Source organism: Parafilimonas sp., from assembly GCF_051953455.1.
Lineage (GTDB): Bacteria > Bacteroidota > Bacteroidia > Chitinophagales > Chitinophagaceae > Parafilimonas.
Map to the genome: position 1 here is coordinate 11446 of NZ_JBQCIT010000026.1, position 20411 is coordinate 31856.

Annotated in this window: 19 protein-coding genes and 1 pseudogene; 8 read left to right on the forward strand and 12 right to left on the reverse strand. The window is 39.6% G+C overall.

Annotation, left to right across the window (positions count from 1 at the left end; genetic code table 11):
• The first annotated feature begins 58 nt into the window (after window positions 1-58).
• A complete protein-coding gene (locus ACTHN6_RS10205) occupies window positions 59-1957 on the forward strand; it encodes a hypothetical protein (RefSeq protein ID WP_440435656.1) in 1899 nt (632 codons plus the stop codon).
• Window positions 1958-2038: 81 nt separating this feature from the next.
• Here the strand turns inward: ACTHN6_RS10205 and ACTHN6_RS10210 are convergent, their stop codons facing one another.
• Window positions 2039-2614 (reverse strand): TVP38/TMEM64 family protein, encoded by a 576-nt coding sequence (locus ACTHN6_RS10210; protein WP_440435657.1) that lies wholly within the window; start codon window positions 2612-2614, stop codon window positions 2039-2041.
• Between the two features lie 3 nt (window positions 2615-2617).
• Window positions 2618-3154 carry a class I SAM-dependent methyltransferase gene (locus ACTHN6_RS10215; RefSeq protein WP_440435658.1) on the reverse strand — a complete coding sequence of 179 codons (537 nt, stop codon included), beginning with the start codon at window positions 3152-3154 and terminating at the stop codon, window positions 2618-2620.
• A gap of 220 nt (window positions 3155-3374) precedes the next feature.
• On the opposite strand from ACTHN6_RS10215, the gene ACTHN6_RS10220 reads away from it, so the two are divergent.
• Complete coding sequence (locus ACTHN6_RS10220) at window positions 3375-4484, forward strand: sensor histidine kinase (protein WP_440435659.1); 1110 nt, start codon at window positions 3375-3377, stop codon at window positions 4482-4484.
• On the forward strand, window positions 4481-5200 hold the full coding sequence (locus ACTHN6_RS10225) for a LytR/AlgR family response regulator transcription factor (RefSeq protein WP_440435660.1): 720 nt from the start codon (window positions 4481-4483) through the stop codon (window positions 5198-5200). Before ACTHN6_RS10220 ends, ACTHN6_RS10225 begins: the two co-directional genes overlap by 4 nt.
• A gap of 44 nt (window positions 5201-5244) precedes the next feature.
• Here ACTHN6_RS10225 and ACTHN6_RS10230 read toward each other — a convergent pair.
• The 4 genes and pseudogenes from ACTHN6_RS10230 to acs form a co-directional block, all read right to left on the reverse strand.
• Window positions 5245-5403 (reverse strand): annotated as a pseudogene (locus tag ACTHN6_RS10230) (hypothetical protein); the annotation flags it as partial.
• A gap of 104 nt (window positions 5404-5507) precedes the next feature.
• Window positions 5508-5744 carry a hypothetical protein gene (locus ACTHN6_RS10235; RefSeq protein ID WP_440435661.1) on the reverse strand — a complete coding sequence of 79 codons (237 nt, stop codon included), beginning with the start codon at window positions 5742-5744 and terminating at the stop codon, window positions 5508-5510.
• A gap of 126 nt (window positions 5745-5870) precedes the next feature.
• On the reverse strand, window positions 5871-6194 hold the full coding sequence (locus ACTHN6_RS10240; protein ID WP_440435662.1) for a hypothetical protein: 324 nt from the start codon (window positions 6192-6194) through the stop codon (window positions 5871-5873).
• A gap of 140 nt (window positions 6195-6334) precedes the next feature.
• Complete coding sequence (gene acs, locus ACTHN6_RS10245; RefSeq protein WP_440435663.1) at window positions 6335-8269, reverse strand: acetate--CoA ligase; 1935 nt, start codon at window positions 8267-8269, stop codon at window positions 6335-6337.
• 700 nt (window positions 8270-8969) lie between these two features.
• On the opposite strand from acs, the gene gldA reads away from it, so the two are divergent.
• The 3 genes from gldA (at window position 8970) to ACTHN6_RS10260 (ending at window position 12533) form a co-directional block, all read left to right on the forward strand.
• Complete coding sequence (gene gldA, locus ACTHN6_RS10250) at window positions 8970-9893, forward strand: gliding motility-associated ABC transporter ATP-binding subunit GldA (protein WP_440435664.1); 924 nt, start codon at window positions 8970-8972, stop codon at window positions 9891-9893.
• Between the two features lie 91 nt (window positions 9894-9984).
• A complete protein-coding gene (locus tag ACTHN6_RS10255; protein WP_440435665.1) occupies window positions 9985-10656 on the forward strand; it encodes a DUF2461 domain-containing protein in 672 nt (223 codons plus the stop codon).
• Between the two features lie 131 nt (window positions 10657-10787).
• On the forward strand, window positions 10788-12533 hold the full coding sequence (locus ACTHN6_RS10260; RefSeq protein WP_440435666.1) for a tetratricopeptide repeat protein: 1746 nt from the start codon (window positions 10788-10790) through the stop codon (window positions 12531-12533).
• Between the two features lie 37 nt (window positions 12534-12570).
• Here the strand turns inward: ACTHN6_RS10260 and ACTHN6_RS10265 are convergent, their stop codons facing one another.
• Both ACTHN6_RS10265 and ACTHN6_RS10270 read right to left on the reverse strand, forming a co-directional pair.
• Window positions 12571-13395: a glycoside hydrolase family 19 protein gene (locus tag ACTHN6_RS10265; protein ID WP_440435667.1), complete on the reverse strand. Its 825-nt coding sequence runs from the start codon at window positions 13393-13395 to the stop codon at window positions 12571-12573.
• Window positions 13396-13424: 29 nt separating this feature from the next.
• Window positions 13425-14909 carry a hypothetical protein gene (locus tag ACTHN6_RS10270; protein ID WP_440435668.1) on the reverse strand — a complete coding sequence of 495 codons (1485 nt, stop codon included), beginning with the start codon at window positions 14907-14909 and terminating at the stop codon, window positions 13425-13427.
• Window positions 14910-15204: 295 nt separating this feature from the next.
• Between ACTHN6_RS10270 and ACTHN6_RS10275 the strand changes: the two genes are divergently transcribed.
• Window positions 15205-15615, forward strand: a complete 411-nt coding sequence (locus tag ACTHN6_RS10275; RefSeq protein ID WP_440435669.1) for a hypothetical protein — start codon at window positions 15205-15207, stop codon at window positions 15613-15615.
• Between the two features lie 123 nt (window positions 15616-15738).
• Here the strand turns inward: ACTHN6_RS10275 and ACTHN6_RS10280 are convergent, their stop codons facing one another.
• Entirely contained in the window at window positions 15739-15921 is a 183-nt protein-coding gene (locus ACTHN6_RS10280; protein WP_440435670.1) for a hypothetical protein, read from the reverse strand.
• Window positions 15922-16071: 150 nt separating this feature from the next.
• Here ACTHN6_RS10280 and ACTHN6_RS10285 point away from each other — a divergent pair, with 150 nt between their 5' ends.
• The gene (locus ACTHN6_RS10285) at window positions 16072-16206 is read left to right on the forward strand and encodes a hypothetical protein (protein ID WP_440435671.1); all 135 of its coding nucleotides are present in this window, start codon (window positions 16072-16074) and stop codon (window positions 16204-16206) included.
• 59 nt (window positions 16207-16265) lie between these two features.
• Here ACTHN6_RS10285 and ACTHN6_RS10290 read toward each other — a convergent pair whose 3' ends face one another.
• The 3 genes from ACTHN6_RS10290 to ACTHN6_RS10300 form a co-directional block, all read right to left on the reverse strand.
• Window positions 16266-17543, reverse strand: a complete 1278-nt coding sequence (locus tag ACTHN6_RS10290; protein WP_440435672.1) for a DUF4861 domain-containing protein — start codon at window positions 17541-17543, stop codon at window positions 16266-16268.
• 287 nt (window positions 17544-17830) lie between these two features.
• Entirely contained in the window at window positions 17831-18202 is a 372-nt protein-coding gene (locus ACTHN6_RS10295; protein ID WP_440435673.1) for a response regulator, read from the reverse strand.
• Between the two features lie 210 nt (window positions 18203-18412).
• Entirely contained in the window at window positions 18413-20401 is a 1989-nt protein-coding gene (locus tag ACTHN6_RS10300) for an FAD-dependent oxidoreductase (protein ID WP_440435674.1), read from the reverse strand.
• Window positions 20402-20411: the final 10 nt, after the last annotated feature.

Genomic DNA, 20411 nt, shown 5'->3' on the forward strand with positions numbered 1-20411 from the left:
TACATGGCAAGCTTTTTTTCTACCATTAAATAATTATTACAAACAATAATAAAAATCTATGAAAAGGTTTAATGCCATTGTATTGGCCATGATCTTCCTTCAGCACACATTTGCACAAGACGCTAATCAAAGCCTCTCGAATTTAAATACTGTTACTGCAGTAAATGCATCACTTCTTCCCGGAAATGATAGTGATATAAATATAGGTTCAGTTTCCAAATCGTGGAAAGATATATACCTTGATGGTTCAATCTATATAGGAGGTTCAAGGTTTATTGCTTATAACACAGGAACAGGTTTGGCAAATACAGCCCTGGGCGCGGATGCATTGATTGCAGGCACTTCGGGCAATAACAATACCGCGATAGGATTTAATACTTTACGCAATAATGTGGCCGGGCAATCAAACACAGCCAATGGTGCTTATGCTTTGTATGCCAACAGGTCGGGCTCGTTTAATACGGCTATAGGACATGCAAGCCTCTACAATAATGCAGAAGGCTGGGCGAACACAGCGGCAGGATATAAAAGTCTTTACAGTAACACAACCGGGCATGGTAATACTGCTAACGGCTACCAGGCGCTTTATTACAACATAAGCGGGGATTATAACACGGCAATGGGCGAGTCTTCGCTGTTCATGAATACAACAGGCACGGGCAATACGGCAAGCGGTTATTATACACTTGCGCAAAACACAACAGGTACCGGCAATACGGCAACGGGCACGGCTGCGCTTTCTGAAAACACAACAGGTTCAGGTAATACGGCAACCGGTAAGCTGGCCCTTAATCATAATATTACAGGCTATTCAAATACGGCTACGGGTATAGGCTCGCTTATGGCCAACATTTCCGGATATGAGAATACAGCAAACGGGTTAAGTGCAATTACTGCAAATACAAATGGTTATTCCAATACTGCCAGCGGGGCCAGGGCGCTTTTTAAAAATACATCAGGCTATCAGAATACAGCGGTAGGGGTAAGTGCCCTATACAACAACACCCGTGGTAATGGTAATGTTGCATATGGGTATAATGCGCTATACAATAATACAACAGGCAACAGGAACACTGCTATAGGGTATTTTGCTAACGTAAGCACAGGAAATTTAACCAATGCTACAGCCATTGGTTATATGGCCCGGGCAGACGGATCGAATAAAGTGCGCATAGGAAACACTGGGATTGTTTCCATTGGCGGGCAGGTTTCATGGACAACTTTTTCTGATGGCCGTTATAAAAAGAATAAAAAAGATGATGTAAAGGGGCTGGCTTTTATCAATTTACTTAAACCCATTACTTATACGGTTGATGTAAATGCACTCAATGCACATTATGAAAGAAATTCGGCAAATGACAGCGCCTATAACAATCTGAAACAGGAAATGCAGGCAGAAGCAGCGCGTGCAGCAACGATTGTTTACAACGGTTTTGAAGCGCAGGAAGTGGAAGCTGCAGCCAGGAAACTGAACTACAATTTCAGCGGTGTTGACATACCGCAAAGCAAGGACGGTTTATATGGATTGCGTTATAGTGATTTTGTAGTGCCGCTGGTAAAAGCTGTGCAGGAATTAAGCAGGGAAAATGAAGCAAAAGAGGAAAAAATAAATAACCTGCAAAAACAAATAGATGAGTTAAAGGTAATGATCGGTTCAAAACAGTTAACGGTCAATAATCAACAAGCTGCAGTAATAACTGGGGCATCGCTTGAGCAGAATATGCCTAATCCGTTTCATAATAGCACAACGGTGCCATATTCACTGCCTGCAAAGTTTTCATCGGCAAAAATTATTATCACCGATGTAAACGGTAAGCCATTAAAGGAATTAAATATTTCGGGTGGAGGTAAAGGCAGCATTCGTATTGATGCATCAACACTTGCTTCAGGCGCTTATTATTATTCCTTATATATAGATGGGCGGTTAGCTGGTTCCAGGCAAATGATACACAATTAAAAATAAGAGGACAAATCAATCGGTGCTGGTTTAATTGTGTAAGATTGGTTTGCGTGGAGATGCTTTTAAGCACTGTTATTTTTACTGCTGCTTATATAACAACGCAGCTCCGTTAAAAATATATATCGCACAAATTATAGCTTCTCCCAATATCAGCGGCAAGATAAATTTCATAAAACGCATTCTTAGCGAACCAGCCACATAGCATACGAGATCGGTGGGCGTAAAAGGCGTAAAAGACCATATTAATATAAACCAAAAGCCGTAACGGCCATTCAGCTTACGCCTCACCTGTTCGGTTTTGTGCGGGTATCGTTTTTCAAAATAACGTGCAAAACCCAGGTAGTCCGAAGCATAAAAAAGCAACGTCGCCACAACAAAAATGCTCGCCATAAATACAATTAATAATAAAATCGGTGTTGCCGAAAAAAGTATGATACCTGTTAACAAAAACGGCGTACTGGGCACAAGTGTAAAACCGCGTACAACACAAACTATAAAAAATGCTGCCAGCATTTGATGGTTGTAACGCTTAATAAATGCAGCAATATTTTGCCCGGTGAGATAGGGCGAATATATTACGTACAAAGAAATACAGGTTAATAAAAAACATACCCAAACTATGCGCAAAAACTTTTTTGTTACGAGGGAATCCATAAGCTAATTTTTGGCATAGTAAACAAATGCAGGAGGGATGTTAAGGAGTGCAAAACCACAGCTTACCGAAAAGAATTGCCGTTTAAGCAGGCTTATATCGTTTAATGAATATTGAAACTGTATATAATAACCGTTTGGTTTAAGCACTCTTTTACAGGCGTGCAAAATGCTGTTTTTTTGTTTTGCAGCAATATTGGCGAGCGGCAAACCGGAGATGATATAATCAACAGACCGGTCGGAAATATATTTGGGCAGGAACAACACATCATCATTTATTGTAGTAAGCCGTTCATCATGAAATTTTTCCAGCCGGTCAAAAAGCGTGGGATTAATTTCAAAAGTTGTAAGACTTGAATGCCGGCTCATTTTAGAAAGTATATGCCGCGTAATGCTTCCGGTGCCCGCGCCCAATTCTACAATATGCACGGTCTTTTTAAAATTAATAATACGGGTCATGCGTTTGGAAAGATGTGATGAGCTTTCTATTACAGAGCCTGTTTGCTGTATATTGCCGAATGCTGCTTTTAAAAACGTAAACATGTTTGCGTGATTTTATGAAGCAAAAAAATGCGGCCGCAAAACCATAGACAAATAAAATCGACAGGCCTTTATTAATTACTAACCAAGCGGTATTTAACAGGAATAAATAAAAAAGCAACTACGTACGAGCTTTGTTGCCGCCCAACAGCCATTGGTTGCCGTAAAACATAGTTTTATCGGTAATATTTTGTTGCAAGGCATCGATCGCTACTTTTACGTTATGCGTTTCAGGTTTTTAAATTATCAATCCCGTTCAGGAAAATTGCGCAGGGTTTTACTGCACCTGCTTTTTTGGTCAATATTTTTGGGGGCGCAGTGGTATTTTAATCTCGTATCGTTTAACAACCTGAGAAGCACGCCTGCCGCTTACTTATATCCAATAAGGATAACGGTTTGCTTAATGATGGTTTATTATCCATTGATATATTTTGTAATACCTGAATTCTTTGCAAGAAAAAAATATTTTAAAGGCATACTTGCATCGCTTTTGCTCGTGGTTCTATATGCCGTTATTGACGCGGGATGGGAAATGTCGATTCTCAACGCATGCCGGGAATGCATGGAAACATTAAAGGATCAACAACCTTCTTATTATAATTATTTGCAAAGGGGCAGTTTAAATGTTATCCTTACGAGAATAGCAAGTTTAGGTGTTATATACCAACTGTTGTTGTTAATGGCCTTGCCTGTTGGCATAAAAATAAGTACAGCCTATTTGCGGCAACGGGTGACCACGCTGCAACTGGCAAAAGAAAATGTGGAGCTGGAATTTAATTTTTTGAAATCGCAAATACATCCTCACTTTCTTTTTAATACGCTCAATAATATTTATGCGCTGATATTAAAGAATAAAAAAGAACAATCTGCAGAAACGGTTGCCCGCCTGGCTAATTTCATGCGGTATTCTTTGTACCAGGATGAAAAGGAAAATACCATCGGAAAAGAAATTCAGTTGCTGAAAGATTATATTGAGCTGGAAAAAATCCGTTTAAACCACACGCTTGTTAATTTTAATTATGAAGTTGATGATGCGTCGGTGGCTTTTCCGCCCTTATTGTTTATGCCGGTGGTGGAAAATGCATTTAAGTTTTGTGTGGAAGAAACCGGTAAGGTGAGCTGGATATCCATACAGTTAAATCTAAAAAATAAAAACCTGTATTGTAAAGTATCCAACACCTGCAAAAAAAATATGCCGGCAAAAGGAGGTATCGGACTGGAGAATATTCAAAAGCGTTTGAACTATTATTATGCAGATAATTATTCTTTTGAAACAAAAAGCGGCCAGCATTTATTTACCGTTATCACCAATATTAATTTGAGTAAAAAATGATTAACTGCCTGATAATAGATGATGAGCCTTTGGCAAGACAAATGATAGCAGAACATCTTGCGCACTTTCCTGATTGGGTGGTGATAAAAGAATGTATCAATGCCACCGAGGCCTGGCAGGCATTGCATGAATCGACTGTTCATGTATTGTTTTTAGACATACAGATGCCGGGCATCAGCGGCATTGATTTTTTGCGTTCATTAAAAAATCCGCCACTGGTTGTTTTTACTACGGCCTATGCTGATTATGCGGTAGAAGGTTTTGAATTGATGGCTGTTGATTATTTGCTAAAACCCATCACACCCGGGCGTTTTAAACAGGCGGTCATTCGTGTGCAGGAAAAATTAAGTTTGCCTGTATTGACAATAAAAGAAAAACCGGCAGAGCTTCAGCCGGGATCATTGTCATCTAATCATATTTTTGTAAAGATTGACAGCAGGCTGATAAGAATAAATTTTGATGATATATTATTTGCAGAAGCGCAGCGTGATTTTACAAAGATTTATTTTCATGAAAAAAATATCCTCATCAGCTTTCACCTGAAGATGCTGGAAGAAATGTTACCGCAGAATAAGTTTATCCGCATTCATCGTTCCTATGTTATCAATATGTCGAAAGTGGCTGGTATTGAAGGCAACCGGGTTTTTATTCATCAGCAGGAAATACCGGTTGGCAGTAATTATAAAGAGCATTTTTTAAAAAGCATGGGGATATGATTTTTTGTGCTCAACAATCTTGATGGCCCGTGTATTGATATATGTTATTGCATACCTGTATGCTTAAGCCTTAAAATAACAATATAATTTCGCTTTATCTTATAGATAAGTCTATAACGGCGGGTAATTAATGTTTGCCTGAACCGGGAATGTTTTGAGCTTTTATAACCAATATCGGGTTGTTTTTGCAGTAGTTTCATCTTAAGTTCTAATCTGCGTTAAAATTTGTTTAAGACTTCTGGCGCCCAATTTGTTTCAAGATAAATAACGATTTCCCAAAAATCTTTTTGAGCTATTAGAGACCAAACTATTTCTTTTTCCATGTCTTGAATTGCTGCATCAATTCAGTGTGTGTAATGAAATTGCCCTTTTCATATTCTTCTTCTGACTCCATAATAAGGTTTTTATCTTCCTCTGTTAATTCATCCCACCAGTCTTTTACTTCCGGGCCTGATGCCGGCAAGGCCTTAGCTTCAGATAGCAACAATTCACTATCACAGTTATCAATCAGTTTGTGCAATTCATTTTTTATATCAGCGGTCATACAATTCTTTTATCAAATTTATTGATTTCTTATTGATGTTGCACAAGGCTGCTATGAAGACGCTGCTACGGCGAGAAGGCGATGGCAATACTAAACGAACCTGTGCTATTTTATAATCATATGCAATTAACTTGTGGGAAGATGCTTAGTCCTGAAAAATGAAGTTGTTTGTTTTAGAACATATATAGCTCTTTCAATTGCCAGTCCAAAAAACATACAGTTCAGTATAAGTCCGCCAAGAAAAAGTTCTCCGTTATGGGAAAAGAATTTCCAGAATAATACATGCGTGGGGAAACGAAGAATGTAAAATGTTTTTGAAAGTGCTACTAAGAAAATATTGTTGTTTAAAGTCCCTTCATCTTCTCCCCATGCTGCAATAAAACAAGGAATAAGCAGTAGGCCGATTAAAACAGACGCAAACAAAAAAAATCTTTTATTGAAATTCCTCATTTTACGGGTATTGATAAAGTAGCATACAATAAATATAAAGTGCCCGCCCAGTCCATAAAATTTGAAGGGCTTTGCAGGCACGTTTAAGTTGCGGTCTCAACCTGAAAATTGCTCAGAGAAGGCAGCAAATTAATTTCCCCCTACACCTTTCCGTTCTTAATCTCTTCCACAATATTCGGGTCGAGCAATGAAGTGGTATCGCCAATATTTTTGGTTTCGCCTTCAGCTATCTTGCGTAAAATACGGCGCATAATTTTTCCGCTGCGTGTTTTAGGCAGGCCGCTTACAAACTGTATTTTGTCGGGCTTGGCAATAGGGCCTATGATACGGCTAACGGTCATGGTAATATCGCGTTTGGTAAGCTCGGCATCGTGGGTGCCGGTATAAATTACATAAGCATAAATGCCCTGGCCTTTTATATCGTGCGGGTAACCAACCACAGCGCTTTCCACCACACCGCTGTGCATATTAATGGCATTCTCCACTTCTGCAGTGCCAATACGGTGGCCGCTTACATTTAATACATCATCCACACGACCGGTAATGCGGTAGTTGCCATCCTTATCTTTTAAAGCGCCGTCGCCGGTGAAGTATAAACCGGGATAGGCAGCAAAATAATTGGTGCGGCAGCGTTCATGATCGCCATACGTGGTGCGTATAATGGAAGGCCATGGAAATTTAATACAAAGGTTGCCTTTATATAAACCTTCTTCATCAGGTTCTGTGACTTCCTGGCCATTTTCATCCACCAGCAACGGCTGCACGCCAGGCAGCGGAAGCGTTGCCCAGCTTGGCTTTGACGGAGTTACGCCAGCCAGGTTGGATATTAATATGCCGGCCGTTTCGGTTTGCCACCAGGTATCAACAACGGGGCATTTTTTCTTACCGATATTTTCATTATACCAATGCCAGGCTTCTTCGTTAATGGGCTCGCCAACGCTGCCCAGTATTTGCAATGAAGAAAGATCTTTATCTTTTAAGGGCGCTTCACCAAAACCCATCAAGCTGCGTATGGCCGTGGGCGCCGTATATAAAATATTGACCTTGTATTTGTCAACAATATCCCAGAAGCGGCCTGCATCAGGCCAGGTAGGAATGCCTTCAAACATTAAGGATGTTGCGCCTGCTGCCAGCGGCCCGTAAACAATATAACTGTGCCCGGTTATCCAGCCAATATCGGCCGTACAAAAATGCACCTGCGGAAACTGGTACTGAAATACGTTTACAAAACTGTAAGTGGTAAATATCATATACCCTGCACAGCTATGCACCACACCTTTTGGCTTCCCGGTGGAGCCGGATGTATATAAAATAAATAACGGGTCTTCCGCATCCATTTCTTCTGCATCAAACTTAACAACACCGTTCTTCTCCACCTGTTCTTCTGCATACAGCATTTCATCTTCCCACCAGATATCGCGGCCTTTTATCATAGATACAGGTGTTCTTGTTCTTGTAAAAACAATCACTCTTTTTACCGTTTTATTGCCTACCAATGCATCGTCTATTACGTCTTTCAGCGGAATAACTTTCTCGCCGCGGAAGGCACCATCGCAGGTAATAATGTATTCGGCATTGGCATCTTCCAAACGGTCGGCAATGCTTTGCGCGCTAAAGCCGCCGAATATAACGGAATGAATAGCGCCTATTCTTGCGCAACCCAAAACAGCATAAGCCAGTTCGGGCACCATGCCCATATAAATGCAAACGCGGTCGCCCTTTTTAACGCCATTATTCCTGAGCATTTGTGCTACCTGGCAAACACGTTTATGCAGGCGGTTATAAGTTACCACCCTTGTTCTTTCTTCAGGATTATTCGGCTCCCATATAATAGCCGGCAAATCGCCCTTCTCTGCCAAATGGCGGTCGATACAATTCTCTGTAATATTTAATTTACCACCTTTATACCATTCAACTTTGGGTTCGGTAAAATTCCATTCGAGCACTTTATCCCATTTCTTTTTCCATAAAAAACTGTCAGCTACTTCGCCCCAGAACTTTTCAGGGTTTTCAACACTTTGCTTGTAACGTAACTGGTATTCTTCTAACGATGTAATCTGAAACGGATATGGCATGAGCTATATATTTATTGTGAGGCGTAAATTTATTAAACATCTTTACATAGCAAAGAATAAAAATGTTTTTATTAACGGAGTGGTAAGCCTCTGCTTTATTTCAGCGGCTATCTTTGTGAATGTTGACAGGGTTCGTGAATCGTCAATCGTCAGATGCGAATGTAAGCTCGTTGAAAATTTATAGTTGTTATGGCCTTGCAGGCAGCTTGATTTATTTGGTGACCAGCAATTGATACATTGTGGCATCGTTCCTTGCGTCGCAACACTTGTGCCGTTGAACAGATGGCAGCTTGTCTGAACCCTGATTTGTGGGATTAAAGGATTTACAGGATTGATTTTCGTGAAAAGTGAATCGTGAAACGTGAATGTAACAGCTATAAACAATTAAGCGCTTGAACATACTCACGCTGATTAAACCTAAACATCAAGGCTAAACCGCTGAAAAGTCATCAGCACAAAAGTTTAATCAGGGCGTGGGAAAATGTGCTGAAACCGACGAAGAAGGTTAGTAAAGACAATTAAAAAACAAATATGATACTGAGCAATATCATTTTTTCTTGATTTTCTTTCCTGCCCGACTGATTCGGTCAGGCGGGGGCTACTTTCTTTTATCAAGAAAAGAAAGTGACAAAACTTAAAATAGAAACAATCTTATCATCCCCTTGGAATTAAAAATAGAAGAAGGTTCAATAATAAAAACATGTCAATTGAAGTAAAGAATCTTTTAAAACAATACGGCGAACAAAAAGCGGTGAACAATGTTTCCTTCTCTGTTGGCAAAGGAGAAATTGTAGGTTTTCTTGGCCCGAATGGCGCTGGTAAAAGTACGACCATGAAAATGATAACCGGGTATTTACAGCCTGATGCCGGCGATATAAAAGTGTGTGGCGCAGATGTGAATAAGGATGTGATGAATGCCAAGAAAAAGATTGGTTACCTGCCGGAATCCAATCCTTTGTACTACGATATGTATGTAAAAGAATATTTACAGTTTATTGCCGGCGTGCATAGAGTTCAGCATGCAAAAGAAAAAATTCAAAACGTTATTGAGTTAACTGGCCTGGCAATTGAAAGCAAAAAGAAAACGGGCCAACTTTCCAAAGGATACAAACAGCGTGTTGGCCTGGCAGCAGCATTATTACATGATCCTGAAGTTTTGATCCTGGATGAACCCACCAGCGGTTTGGATCCTAATCAAATCATAGAAATACGTAACGTAATTAAAGAACAGGGCCGTAATAAAACCGTATTATTTTCTTCGCATATTTTACAGGAAGTGCAGGCCATCTGCGACAGGGTTATTATTATTAACAAAGGCCAGCTTGTTGCCGACAGCAGCGTGGAAGCGCTTAAACAAAATGTGCAATCTAACAGTATTGCAGTAAGATTTTCAACGAAGATCAATAAAGCGCAGCTTGAAAATTTGCCCGGCGCCAAACAGGTGGTTGCAGTAAATGAGCAAAGCTTTAAAATATCCACCAACGACACAAATGAGTTGCGCAGGCAACTGCTTGAATTCGCTGTTGCAGCGCAGCTCGATATAACTTCCTTACAAACGGAAGGCAATAACCTGGAAGATATATTCAGGAGCCTGACTTCGCCAGCCATGAATCGTCACACGTGAATCCATGTTGTTATATCCTGCAAAAAACCTCTCAGGTTGGTTGAACCAATCAAACATTAAACGTATCAACTATTCAACTTAACTACACACTATGCTACAAACATCAACGCTTCAATTTCTAAAGCAACTCGCAAAAAATAATAACAAGGAATGGTTTGATGCCAACCGCAAAAAATATGAAGCAGCCAAAGAAGATTTTACGGCTTCGCTTCAAGCTATATTATCAGGCTTCTCAACAATTGATACAACATTGGTATCGCTTGCGCCAAAAGATTGCCTGTTCAGAATTAACCGGGATATTCGTTTTAGTAAGGATAAATCCCCCTATAAAACGAATTTTGGCGCGTACATTAATGCCGGTGGAAAAAAGAGTAATACAGGTGGATATTATTTACACCTGCAGCCCGGCAATAGTTTTGTTGGTGGCGGTATTTACCAGCCTGATGCCGATATGCTGAAAAAAGTAAGGCAGGAAATAGATTACAATTTTGATGAGTTTAAAAGCATCATTAATAATAAAAAGTTTAAAACGGTTTATACAAAAGGTATCAGCAGCGATAGTGAATGGAGTTTAACAAGACCGCCAAAAGGTTATGATGAAAACAACCCGGCTATTGAATTTATAAAGCTGAAAAGTGTTGTAGCCACGGCACCTTTAAGTGATGAACAATTAACTGATAAAAAATTTGAAGCAACTGTTATAAAAGCTTTTGAAGCTTTATACCCGCTTATTATTTTTTTGAATAAGGCGGTGCAGGGTTAACACTGCTGAGATGTAAGATTATTTTATTCCCGTATAAACTGCCCAAAACTCAGGCAGCAGGCAATCCATGTTTCTGAATTATTCATGTTTTTATTTTCTAATTCATAAATTTATGTCGCTAAAACACCGCTATGAAACTGCTTATCATTGCCATTGCCGCCATTGTGTTTGAAGGATACCTGTTTTTTTATCACAATAAAAATGCTGTTGATACAACAACGGCAAGACAACAGGTTTTAAAATATAAACAAAAGAATAGTGCAGGCTGTGCGGTAAATATTGCTGCATTTAATACGGAAGATTCTTCCAATATTATTCCCCTGCTGAGGGGATGGGGCAATTACCGCATGCCCGTAACAGCAACAAACGACAGTGCCCGCATTTATTTTGAACAGGGCATTAATATGTATTATGGCTTTCATATTATTGAAGCACTGGCTTCATTTGATAAAAGCACAAAATTTGATACCAGCTTCGCTATGGGTTATTGGGGCAAGGCTTTGAGTTATGGCCCCAACATCAACGATTATGGCTATGCAGCTTCGCCGGAAGCATTGGTTGCGATTGCCAAAGCCAAACAATTTTCATCATCATGCACACCTGTTGAAAAAGCATTGATAACAGCCATGCAGATAAGATATTCGTCAGATACCACGCAAACGAGGGAATACCTTAACCAGTTATATGCAGATGCAATGAAGCAGGCACATGCACAGTTTCCTGAAAGCATTGATGCCGCTGCATTATATGTGGATGCATTAATGGTACAGCATCCCTGGGATTTATACGACAGGTATGGAAAACCCAAAGCCTGGACGCCGTCTATTGTAGCCGCCCTGGAAAGTATCATTAAAAAAGCACCGCTTCATCCGGGTGCAACCCATTATTATATTCACGCGGTTGAAGCATCTGATCATCCGGAGAAAGCTTTAAAAATTGCTGACGAATTATCAACGCTTATGCCGGGCGTTTCGCATCTCGTGCACATGCCAGCACATATTTATATACGCACAGGTAATTATACAAAAGGTTTTGATGTAAATGATAAGGCAGTAAAAAGCTATGAAGATTATTTAAGCGTATACCCCGCTGTTGTAAACAATGCATCGTTATACTTGATTCATAACCTGCACATGCAGGCAACATGCGCCAATATGAATGGTTATTATGCAGATGCCATGCGCATATCAGTTGATACACGCAACAGCTTTGACAGTAGCTGGATGAGCCTGCCTGATTTTATGGGCATTTTTGTTCAGTATGTTTATGCAACACCTTTGCTTACACAAATACGTTTTGGCAAATGGGATGATATTCTGAACGAAGCTGAAATACCGGGAAGTTATGTATATGCAAACCTCTTGTGGCATTATGCCCGCGGCCTTGCTTATGCCAGAAAGCATGAGTTTAATAATGCACAACAGGAACTTGTATTGCTGCAGGCAGGCTTGCAACACCCGCAACTGAAAGCGCCTGCTCCTAACTATGCAAACCCCGGGATAAATGGCGCCAGTATTGCTGAACAAATTTTATTGGGGGTTATGGTAGAAGAACAAAACAATTTTTCCCAATCCATAGTCTATTTGCAGCACGCTGTTGAACTGGAAGATGCAATGGTATATAATGAGCCGAAAGACTGGGTACATTCTGCAAGGCAGTATTTGGGCGCAGTGTTAATTAAAGCAGGCCGGTATACTGATGCAGCAAAGGTTTTTGCAGACGACGAAAAGATAAACCCCCGGAATGGCTGGAGCTACACCGGTCTTGCTATTGCATTGGAGAAACAAGGAAAGCAAAAGGATGCCAATGTTATTAAAGCACTTGCTGATAAGGCATTTGAGCACAGTGATGTGAAAATTACGGCATCAGTTTTTTGAGAAGACTGATGGAAGGCCTTGTTCATTCCCGCTCGGGTTATGCGAACAAACTGGCGCCTGCTTTATACCGCGAAACCCTGTCTGATAACCCGTTATATCCGCCATTTATTTTTTTGGTGATGGCTTTAAATTGAGTAAGATTCAGATCGTCTTCAATTGGTTTTGTTATATCCATTTTATCTGCGAGGTCATTTAATTTCCGCGAATTCCAAAACCATCCCGCACTTAATGCTGCGTTTTTTAATTGCTCCGGCGTACAATTATTGGCATTGCGCCCGCCCAGTAAAGAGGGATTATGCACGCAATCAATTCCAAGCTCATTACTGAGTGATGTATAATTGGCGCGGCCTGTAATTTGTATAAGCCCTCTTCCCTTATAACGTACGCCATCGCCGGTTTGCGTGTTGCCTAAATCGGCACGTCCTTCGTAGGCTTTTCCGCTGGCTAATTCTTCTGTATAAAACAGTCCGCCGCTTTCATGGCCCACCTGCGCCAAAAAGCATAATGCACGGGCTGGTGTATTAATTTGAAAACGGGTGCAGGTGTCGTTTAGAAATATTGAAAATTTTTCAGCATTGGATGTTAATGCACCGGTGGCAAATTTTATCTGCAATGCAGAAATACCTGAAACAGGCGTTAGCGGATGGACTTCGGTTGCTATATCTTTTACTACCATTAGTGCGCCGCCCCAATAAAAAAAGCCATTGCTGTCTTTATACCATTTATCAAGCGGTGGCTGTGGTAATGTAATGCCCGGAACAGCCATAACTTCAGTGCCGAAGAAAATATAGCCTTTAGGCACGGTGTCAACAATATTATTGGCATCGGGCAATATCATTGGCAATGCGCTACGCTTGTTCAATTTTTTTGTAACCATTAATTGTGGCATAACTATCCTACAGCCTCCTCGCTGGTATTTTGTGTGCTTGTTGTATTAATGGCAGTGGTTGAGGTTTCTTTTGTTGCAGTTAAATCAACCGTATTACTGCTGTTGTTATTGTTTCCTGTACCACGCATTTTAATGAGTTTATTCAAAAGATCAAACCAAAAAGGTGCGCCCAGGCAAATGGCAAAAGCCGTAATTATAAATCCCAGTATTTTTTTGGCGCCGACTGAATAAAATATATAAGATGTTTTTATTCTAACAGGAAAATTTTTTACCTGTTCTTTATAAAACTGAACAAGTATTAATGAGTCTTTATTAACCGGTGGCTGAAGCGTAATTTCTTTGTTTATGCGATTGCTTACTGCGTTAAGCGAATCTTTCATCTTTATTCTTCCAAAAATTAAAAACCGGTGAAAACATTTGGCAGAAAGCTTTTGTATAAATGCCGGGTCATCTTGTCCATATTCGCCCCATCCAAGGCCGGCAACCATATTCGGGTTTTTAAGACTGGAGTCTAATGTTTTTTTAGCCTCGTTTAAATAACCCTGTGAAAGTTTTAATAATGAATCAGGGTTAGTTTCAGCGGCAGGTTGTACCTGTTTTTGAATACGCGGATCATTCTTGTATAAATCGGCTGATTGTACAGCTAACTGAACCATCTGGTCCCTTGCATCCTTATCTGTTGACAAATTATTGGTAATAGCCACTGTATCAACATTAAAAATAAAAGCGAGGATAAAGCCCAGCACAAAAAGTATGAATTGTGTTTGCCTTTTGTACCAGCCGCTCACTCTGTCCATCGTATCGTTATACCAGCCTTCAATTTTTTTATTAAATGCATTAAAATCGAATAAACTGTTGCGCAGATGCAACTGCAGGATGCAGTGTATTTCTTTATCAAGCCCACGCGGCAGTCCGGGTAATTCATTATAGGTTTTAATGCCCGGGTTAGCTGCATAATACCAGGCATAGTAATCAAGCAATTCTTTAATCTTGATAATATCCGGACTGTTGTTCAACTCATCAAACACTTCACGAACGGATTTTCCATTGCCAAATTTTTGCGCTGCAATCTCATTAACCTTATTATTAAAATCTTCTTTTAAACTTTCTATAAGAATTATGGCAAAGTTGGAAGCAGCGAGATAGGAAGGGATTTTAAAAAAGCTGCTCGATGCATAGTTTTTAATTATAGGATGCGAATAAAACTGGTCGCCTATATTTTTATCTTCAGGCCTCTTCTCCGGCGCACCGCCAAATATGTAAACTATCTCTGTAAAAATGCCGGCGAAACCTTTGAGGAAGTTGAGTACTTTATTTTCTTCTTCTGTATTAGACAGCATGCGCAGCATAATGGCTTTTCTAAGCATTCTTGCCCGTAGCGATAAGCCTGTTGCAATGGCTTCATTAACAGACGTGGCAAGCAGGCTGTATAACAGAAAAATAAAAACAAGCCCAATGGCAACATCAAGAACAGGAGTGTTGAACATGCAGTAAATTTTTGGCCTACTCTGAATACCTTTTCGGCTATATGGTTATATAAAATAATTACTCAAGCCCGGCAGTTATGATCCTTATACGAAGCGGATGATTTGCAAAGTGTTTTTCTCATTATTATTCGGAAAAGCATAACTGTACGCAAACACAATAAATAAAAAGAATGAGGGATGCAGCATTTTCCATAGCACGTTAGCCTGTAAAAAAATCCCGTAACGATATTAATTATAATCAGGCATATTTCCAAAGTTTCTGCAGACAAATTTTTTGAATGTAATTTTGATGCCGATGAAAACAATACGGCAAATTTCCTGCAATATTCTTGTTGTTATTTTACTTGCTTCCTGTACCGGCAATAACTATTTGCCAGCGGAAACAGCGCTGGAAGGCGGGCGTGAATTTATTGATGCATGTTTAAAGGGTGATTTTGATAAAGCTGCTTTTTATATGATTGATGACAGCGTTAATACAGAAGATCTTTTAAAAATCAAGCGCGACTATAATTTAAAGTCCTCCGATGAAAAGTATAACTATAGCAGCGCTTCCATTATTATTAATGCAGATGAGACGATAAACGATTCAACCCACATTATTAATTACAAGAATTCTTATGACAAGATTGCACGAAAAGTAAAGGTTATTAAAAGGAATGATAGATGGCTGGTGGATTTCAAATATACATTTGATGGTAACCTTTAAGAAGCGGGTTTAAATTATTTTAGAACATACAATAATCAGCCACAGATGTACAGATTTTCATCTGTGCATCTGTGGCAAAAAAAGCAAATCCTGGCCAAAATTTTCTTTTTTGTGCAAAGCCTTTTAATAATTATGAAGTTGGCCAATTTTTAGGTCTTCGGGCAGCAGGCTGTAAGCATCCTTTATTATGTTATGATGAACAGTTTTTGACTGTACTGATTTTTTATTTTCCTGTATAGTTATGTATTTCCTGATCACCAGTATTAATAAACTAACACAGGCGATCAGCAATAATGTTGATCTCATTTTATGATTTAATTTGAAAAGATGGCGGCTATATGCCTTTACAAACCGGTAAATTTTTACCGGAGCAGATTACAGGATAGCAACTTCGGGTGGGTTTTCCCTTAACCGGCAAATGGTGAATTTCTTTTGAAGAAATGTGTTCATGATTATATGAGCGGAGCCCTTTTATTTGAAGGCGTAAAGATATTTCGCCCGGGAATTGCCGGCATAAAATCTCATACAAACGGTATTTTTTATTTCACGAATGGTAAAGCATGTATTACAGACGTAACAATTGATGTGTGAATTAAATATTGAGAACTTTCATGATAACAGGAAAAATCACAACTAACCATTCGCTTGTTTTATTTCCACTCCGCCTGCAAAGGCTTTCCAAATTTTTCTGCTTCGTTATGTAAAAATTGTTTGAAGTAATCTTTTGAAGCAAATCTGTTATCTGTTAAACTCCAGCAACTATAAAATCTAAAGGTGAGCGGTTCGCCATCTGTAATATTTTGGGCGGCGAGATGTGTTTCCATTACATCAGAGTTGGCTTTTGGCGCCTCTTTAAAGAAAGCGAATGTTTTTTGCGGGAATAAAACTGCCATGCCTAATTCATCTTTATTTTCAGATTGCCTGCCATGTGATAATAAAGCAGCAGTGCTTGAGGTATGAAAACTATCAACTGTATTTTCATAAAAATCTGCAATACCGCTCACCAGTTTTGAACCTTTCGGGGCGCCACTTATCGTTACTTTACTTTCATAAAAATATTGCCCGCTCCAAATACTTATTTGCTGATTTATGATGACAGGTTTATCATTAATCTTCCATTCATAATGCATGTTAAATGCAGCATATAAAGGGCCGTCGGCCATTTGCTTATATGTTTCTTTTGCAATGTTTTTACCACCTAAGCGTATCAATGTGTCTTTACCGTTTTCATCTTTTGTAGCAATAGCCAGGGAACCGGCGCCGAGCGATTTTACAACATGCAGAATATCCATTCCCCATGCGGATAAGTTATGATAGCTGTTGGCTGGGTTAGCCCCAACTGTATCCATCACCATGCCGGGAATATGCTTGCCGTAAATATCAATTGTATTTCTCGTGTCAAAGTATAAACGGAAAGCAACCTTGTCATTTTCCCAGCCAGGCCCTTCCGTTAAATAAGGCGGTAATTTTTGTTTGCCGAAATCTGTTGGCGGGTTTTGATAAGGCATGGTTGCACTGGTTACGCTTTCGCCAAAACTGTCGTCTGCATTTTTATACTTCATGCGCACATGCGCCATTACAGTTGCTGTGTTTGCAACAGGTTCATTAGTCACAATAAGTTTAAAACTCTTTTTTTCACCTGGTTTGAACGATGATAAAAAGACAAGCTTGTCCCAATTGCCATCATAATTTGTATCAGCAGCTTGGTAAATTATTTTATCATTGCCTGATATGATTTCATAACCGGAAGCATTGCTGGTCTTCCCAGCATATTTTTCAATATCGCTTCTCATTAACGTAACAAGTTCATTGGTTCTTTCAACCTTTGTTTTGTTTAGAATGGAAAATGTATGTTGCTGTGCATTGCTTTTTACACTACCAAAAAAACTTATTACTATTAAAAGCAAAATATGATTGATGGATTTCATTATTGCAAGTTTACATGCAAATGATAAGAATAAAAATTGCGTTTCAATTTATTTGCAATAAGCAGTTGTTTAATACCATACCGTTTGCCTGCATCACTACTTCAAAATGTTTGCAGAATTATGCATTTTGCTTTGGCATTCAATGGACGCTTAATATTGCTTTATTTTAATTGCAGGCATTGCTTTAATAAAAGCAAAGGTTGAGGCAGCAAAGCCTGCAAAAAGTTTGAGAACGGAATAAGTATAGAAATGATTTGTTGGCTGGTTTAATGTGGAGATGCAGAAAATTATTCGTCAAACGCCTTTTTGAAAATTGATCTTAATTCCGGGATGCTTTCAGGTTTTTGAAAATAATGCCGGGCGCCTAATTTAGCGGCTTCCCGTTTATTCTGGAGGGCTGCATTTGTTGAATACATATAAACGGATATGTTTTCTGCCTGCAGAAATTCTTTAATAGATTCCAGGAGTCTTAAACCGTTAATGCGCGGAAGGTTAACATCTAAAAATACCCACTGTGGTTTTGCTGAATAAATTAATTTCAAACCTTCTTCACCGTCATATGCTGATATTATCTGGAGACCTGATTTATATTCATGTAGTTGTTCAATAAAAAATTCCTGATCGTCCTGATCATCATCAACCAATAATACTTTTTTCATTGTACTTATTTTTATGAAAGCCTGTAGTTATTGATAAGTGCCAATGGAACGTATCAAAAATTATTAAGCGGGTTTACCCTATTGCCTATAATCGTGCCAAAAAAGGCTAATAGCCGTTAAGACATCTTTGTTGGGTTTTTAATGAAATAATAGAAAATTGGCTTTAACTTATTGATTTACATTAAATTATAGTTGTCACTCTGGAATTAACTAAAACTCCGGTACGAATAAAACAGCATCAGCTACAATAGTTTTATTGCCTTTATTTAAAATTTTTACATGGGCATTTTTCCCGGCGGGCAGGCTGTAAGAACCAAGTTTAACCCATTCACCTGATGTTTGTCCCTGCACATTTATATCGCTCTCTTTTACTTCTTTGTGAATGACTGTTTTGCCATCGTAAACTTCAACTGTGATTAATGGTGCCAGTGAAGCAAATTTTGGCAGGTACGTATATACTTTATAGTTGCCTGCCTTTTTTACAGCAGGCATAAATGTTACTGAGGCTGTTTCACCGGCCACACCATTTGTTACATACATAGATGGCCCATAAGCGCCCCTCGTTTCTTTTTGCCAATTGCCTTTAACAACAGTTTGTGTAGAGTCATCGTTATCAACCAATATTTCAGGCGTACTGTTATCAGCCAGCGGGTTAAGGGCAAGTGCATGCTGAAGCTCTGTTACATTAATATCCTGAACAGCTTTGTTTGAATCAACAGCCATCACAGCAGCCATGCCAGCAGATTGCGCCAGCACCATAAAAACAGGTTCCATCCGGATAGAACCATAAGCAATATGTGTGGCAGATAAGCAAACCGGCACCAACAGGTTTTTGCATTCTGAAGGTTTGGGCGTTAATGCGCGGTAAGAAACAGGGTAGGGGCCAAAACCGCCTATTTGTACGTCGCCTTCATTTTTTACCATACCATTTACCACAAGGCGTTCGCAGTTGTGCGAATCCATTGTATAGGCAGCCATGCCAATGCCATCCTTTACCACTTCTTTTCCTTCGCAGTTAGCCTGCGTCATAACATAATCTCCTTTCATGCGCCTTACCTCACGTACATACATTTGCGGAGACCAGTTATGGTTATCGGTATATTCATCTTTCGGGTAACCCCAGCGCTGCATAAGTTCACGCAAATGCTGCGGCATGCGTGGATCGTGGCCTATAAAATATAAGAGCCCTTTGGTATAAGCTTCATGCTTTGCCTGTATTTCTGAACGCGTTTTATAATCAGCTTCAGGATAATCGTAATTCATGCCAATCATATCTGTTGAAAAAGGGCCGTTATTATTGATGTCTGTTTTATTGTTGGGCATCAGGTCAAACTTCAAAAAGCCGTTAAGATCTTTTGCCGGTTTTTTTTCCAGGTAACGCAGCAGCAGTTCGTAGCGGGAAGCATCATAACCTGCAGGCTTTGCAATATCTATTTTGTTGGCAGGATTGCTGGTTAAGCATATCCTGAAATTGTAAGCCTGGATTTTTTTATCGCCAGAACCCTGGGGCTGCAATGGTTCATTACTAATACCCCATAACAAGCCACTTTCGGGCTTGCCGGGAATTATATAGGGGTCGATACCATCCGGGAACTGGTGCTTATCTCTTAACTGAACGCCATTGTAAGTTTCATTATAAAGACTGTTAGCTTCCCTGCCTGTGAAATAGGATACGCCTGCTTTCGCCATCAGGTCGCCTTCGTATGAACAATCAATAAATACTTTTGCCGTTATTGTTTGATAAGAATTAGTGCCTGGGTTATTACTGTCTTCAATTACAATATTTTTAATAAAGCCGTTCTTTTTCTCCAGGCGCACCAGCCTGTGATGAAACAAGGGTTGCATCGATGCACGTTGTAAATAATCCATCAAAATATATTCGGCCACATGCGGTTCAAAGATCCATTGTTCAAAGTTTCGATAATGTTCTCCTATGCGGCGGTAAAAATTTCTTGCCAGGCCGGTGATGGCATATTTGTTACCAATGTCTGTATAGCCTAAACCGCCGGTAGTCAGGCCGCCCACATGTTTGCCCGGTTCAATAAGCAAAACTGTTTTGCCTGATTGTTTTGCTGTATAAGCTGCTATTACACCGGCGGCTGTTCCGCCATAAACACATATATCGTATGCCTTATTGCTTTGAGCCCTTGATTGTATTAAACTGATGATGCCAACAATAAGCAGTATATACTTCTTCATGCTTTTATTA

Excerpts from the sequence above, each read along its gene's own strand:
- ACTHN6_RS10205 (WP_440435656.1), top strand. The coding sequence starts at position 59 with ATGAAAAGGTTTAATGCCATTGTATTGGCCATGATCTTCCTTCAGCAC.
- ACTHN6_RS10210 (WP_440435657.1), bottom strand. The coding sequence starts at position 2,614 with ATGGATTCCCTCGTAACAAAAAAGTTTTTGCGCATAGTTTGGGTATGT.
- ACTHN6_RS10215 (WP_440435658.1), bottom strand. The coding sequence starts at position 3,154 with ATGTTTACGTTTTTAAAAGCAGCATTCGGCAATATACAGCAAACAGGC.
- ACTHN6_RS10220 (WP_440435659.1), top strand. The coding sequence starts at position 3,375 with ATGCGTTTCAGGTTTTTAAATTATCAATCCCGTTCAGGAAAATTGCGC.
- ACTHN6_RS10225 (WP_440435660.1), top strand. The coding sequence starts at position 4,481 with ATGATTAACTGCCTGATAATAGATGATGAGCCTTTGGCAAGACAAATG.
- ACTHN6_RS10235 (WP_440435661.1), bottom strand. The coding sequence starts at position 5,744 with ATGACCGCTGATATAAAAAATGAATTGCACAAACTGATTGATAACTGT.
- ACTHN6_RS10240 (WP_440435662.1), bottom strand. The coding sequence starts at position 6,194 with ATGAGGAATTTCAATAAAAGATTTTTTTTGTTTGCGTCTGTTTTAATC.
- acs (WP_440435663.1), bottom strand. The coding sequence starts at position 8,269 with ATGCCATATCCGTTTCAGATTACATCGTTAGAAGAATACCAGTTACGT.
- gldA (WP_440435664.1), top strand. The coding sequence starts at position 8,970 with ATGTCAATTGAAGTAAAGAATCTTTTAAAACAATACGGCGAACAAAAA.
- ACTHN6_RS10255 (WP_440435665.1), top strand. The coding sequence starts at position 9,985 with ATGCTACAAACATCAACGCTTCAATTTCTAAAGCAACTCGCAAAAAAT.
- ACTHN6_RS10260 (WP_440435666.1), top strand. The coding sequence starts at position 10,788 with ATGAAACTGCTTATCATTGCCATTGCCGCCATTGTGTTTGAAGGATAC.
- ACTHN6_RS10270 (WP_440435668.1), bottom strand. The coding sequence starts at position 14,909 with ATGTTCAACACTCCTGTTCTTGATGTTGCCATTGGGCTTGTTTTTATT.
- ACTHN6_RS10275 (WP_440435669.1), top strand. The coding sequence starts at position 15,205 with ATGAAAACAATACGGCAAATTTCCTGCAATATTCTTGTTGTTATTTTA.
- ACTHN6_RS10280 (WP_440435670.1), bottom strand. The coding sequence starts at position 15,921 with ATGAGATCAACATTATTGCTGATCGCCTGTGTTAGTTTATTAATACTG.
- ACTHN6_RS10285 (WP_440435671.1), top strand. The coding sequence starts at position 16,072 with ATGAGCGGAGCCCTTTTATTTGAAGGCGTAAAGATATTTCGCCCGGGA.
- ACTHN6_RS10290 (WP_440435672.1), bottom strand. The coding sequence starts at position 17,543 with ATGAAATCCATCAATCATATTTTGCTTTTAATAGTAATAAGTTTTTTT.
- ACTHN6_RS10295 (WP_440435673.1), bottom strand. The coding sequence starts at position 18,202 with ATGAAAAAAGTATTATTGGTTGATGATGATCAGGACGATCAGGAATTT.
- ACTHN6_RS10300 (WP_440435674.1), bottom strand. The coding sequence starts at position 20,401 with ATGAAGAAGTATATACTGCTTATTGTTGGCATCATCAGTTTAATACAA.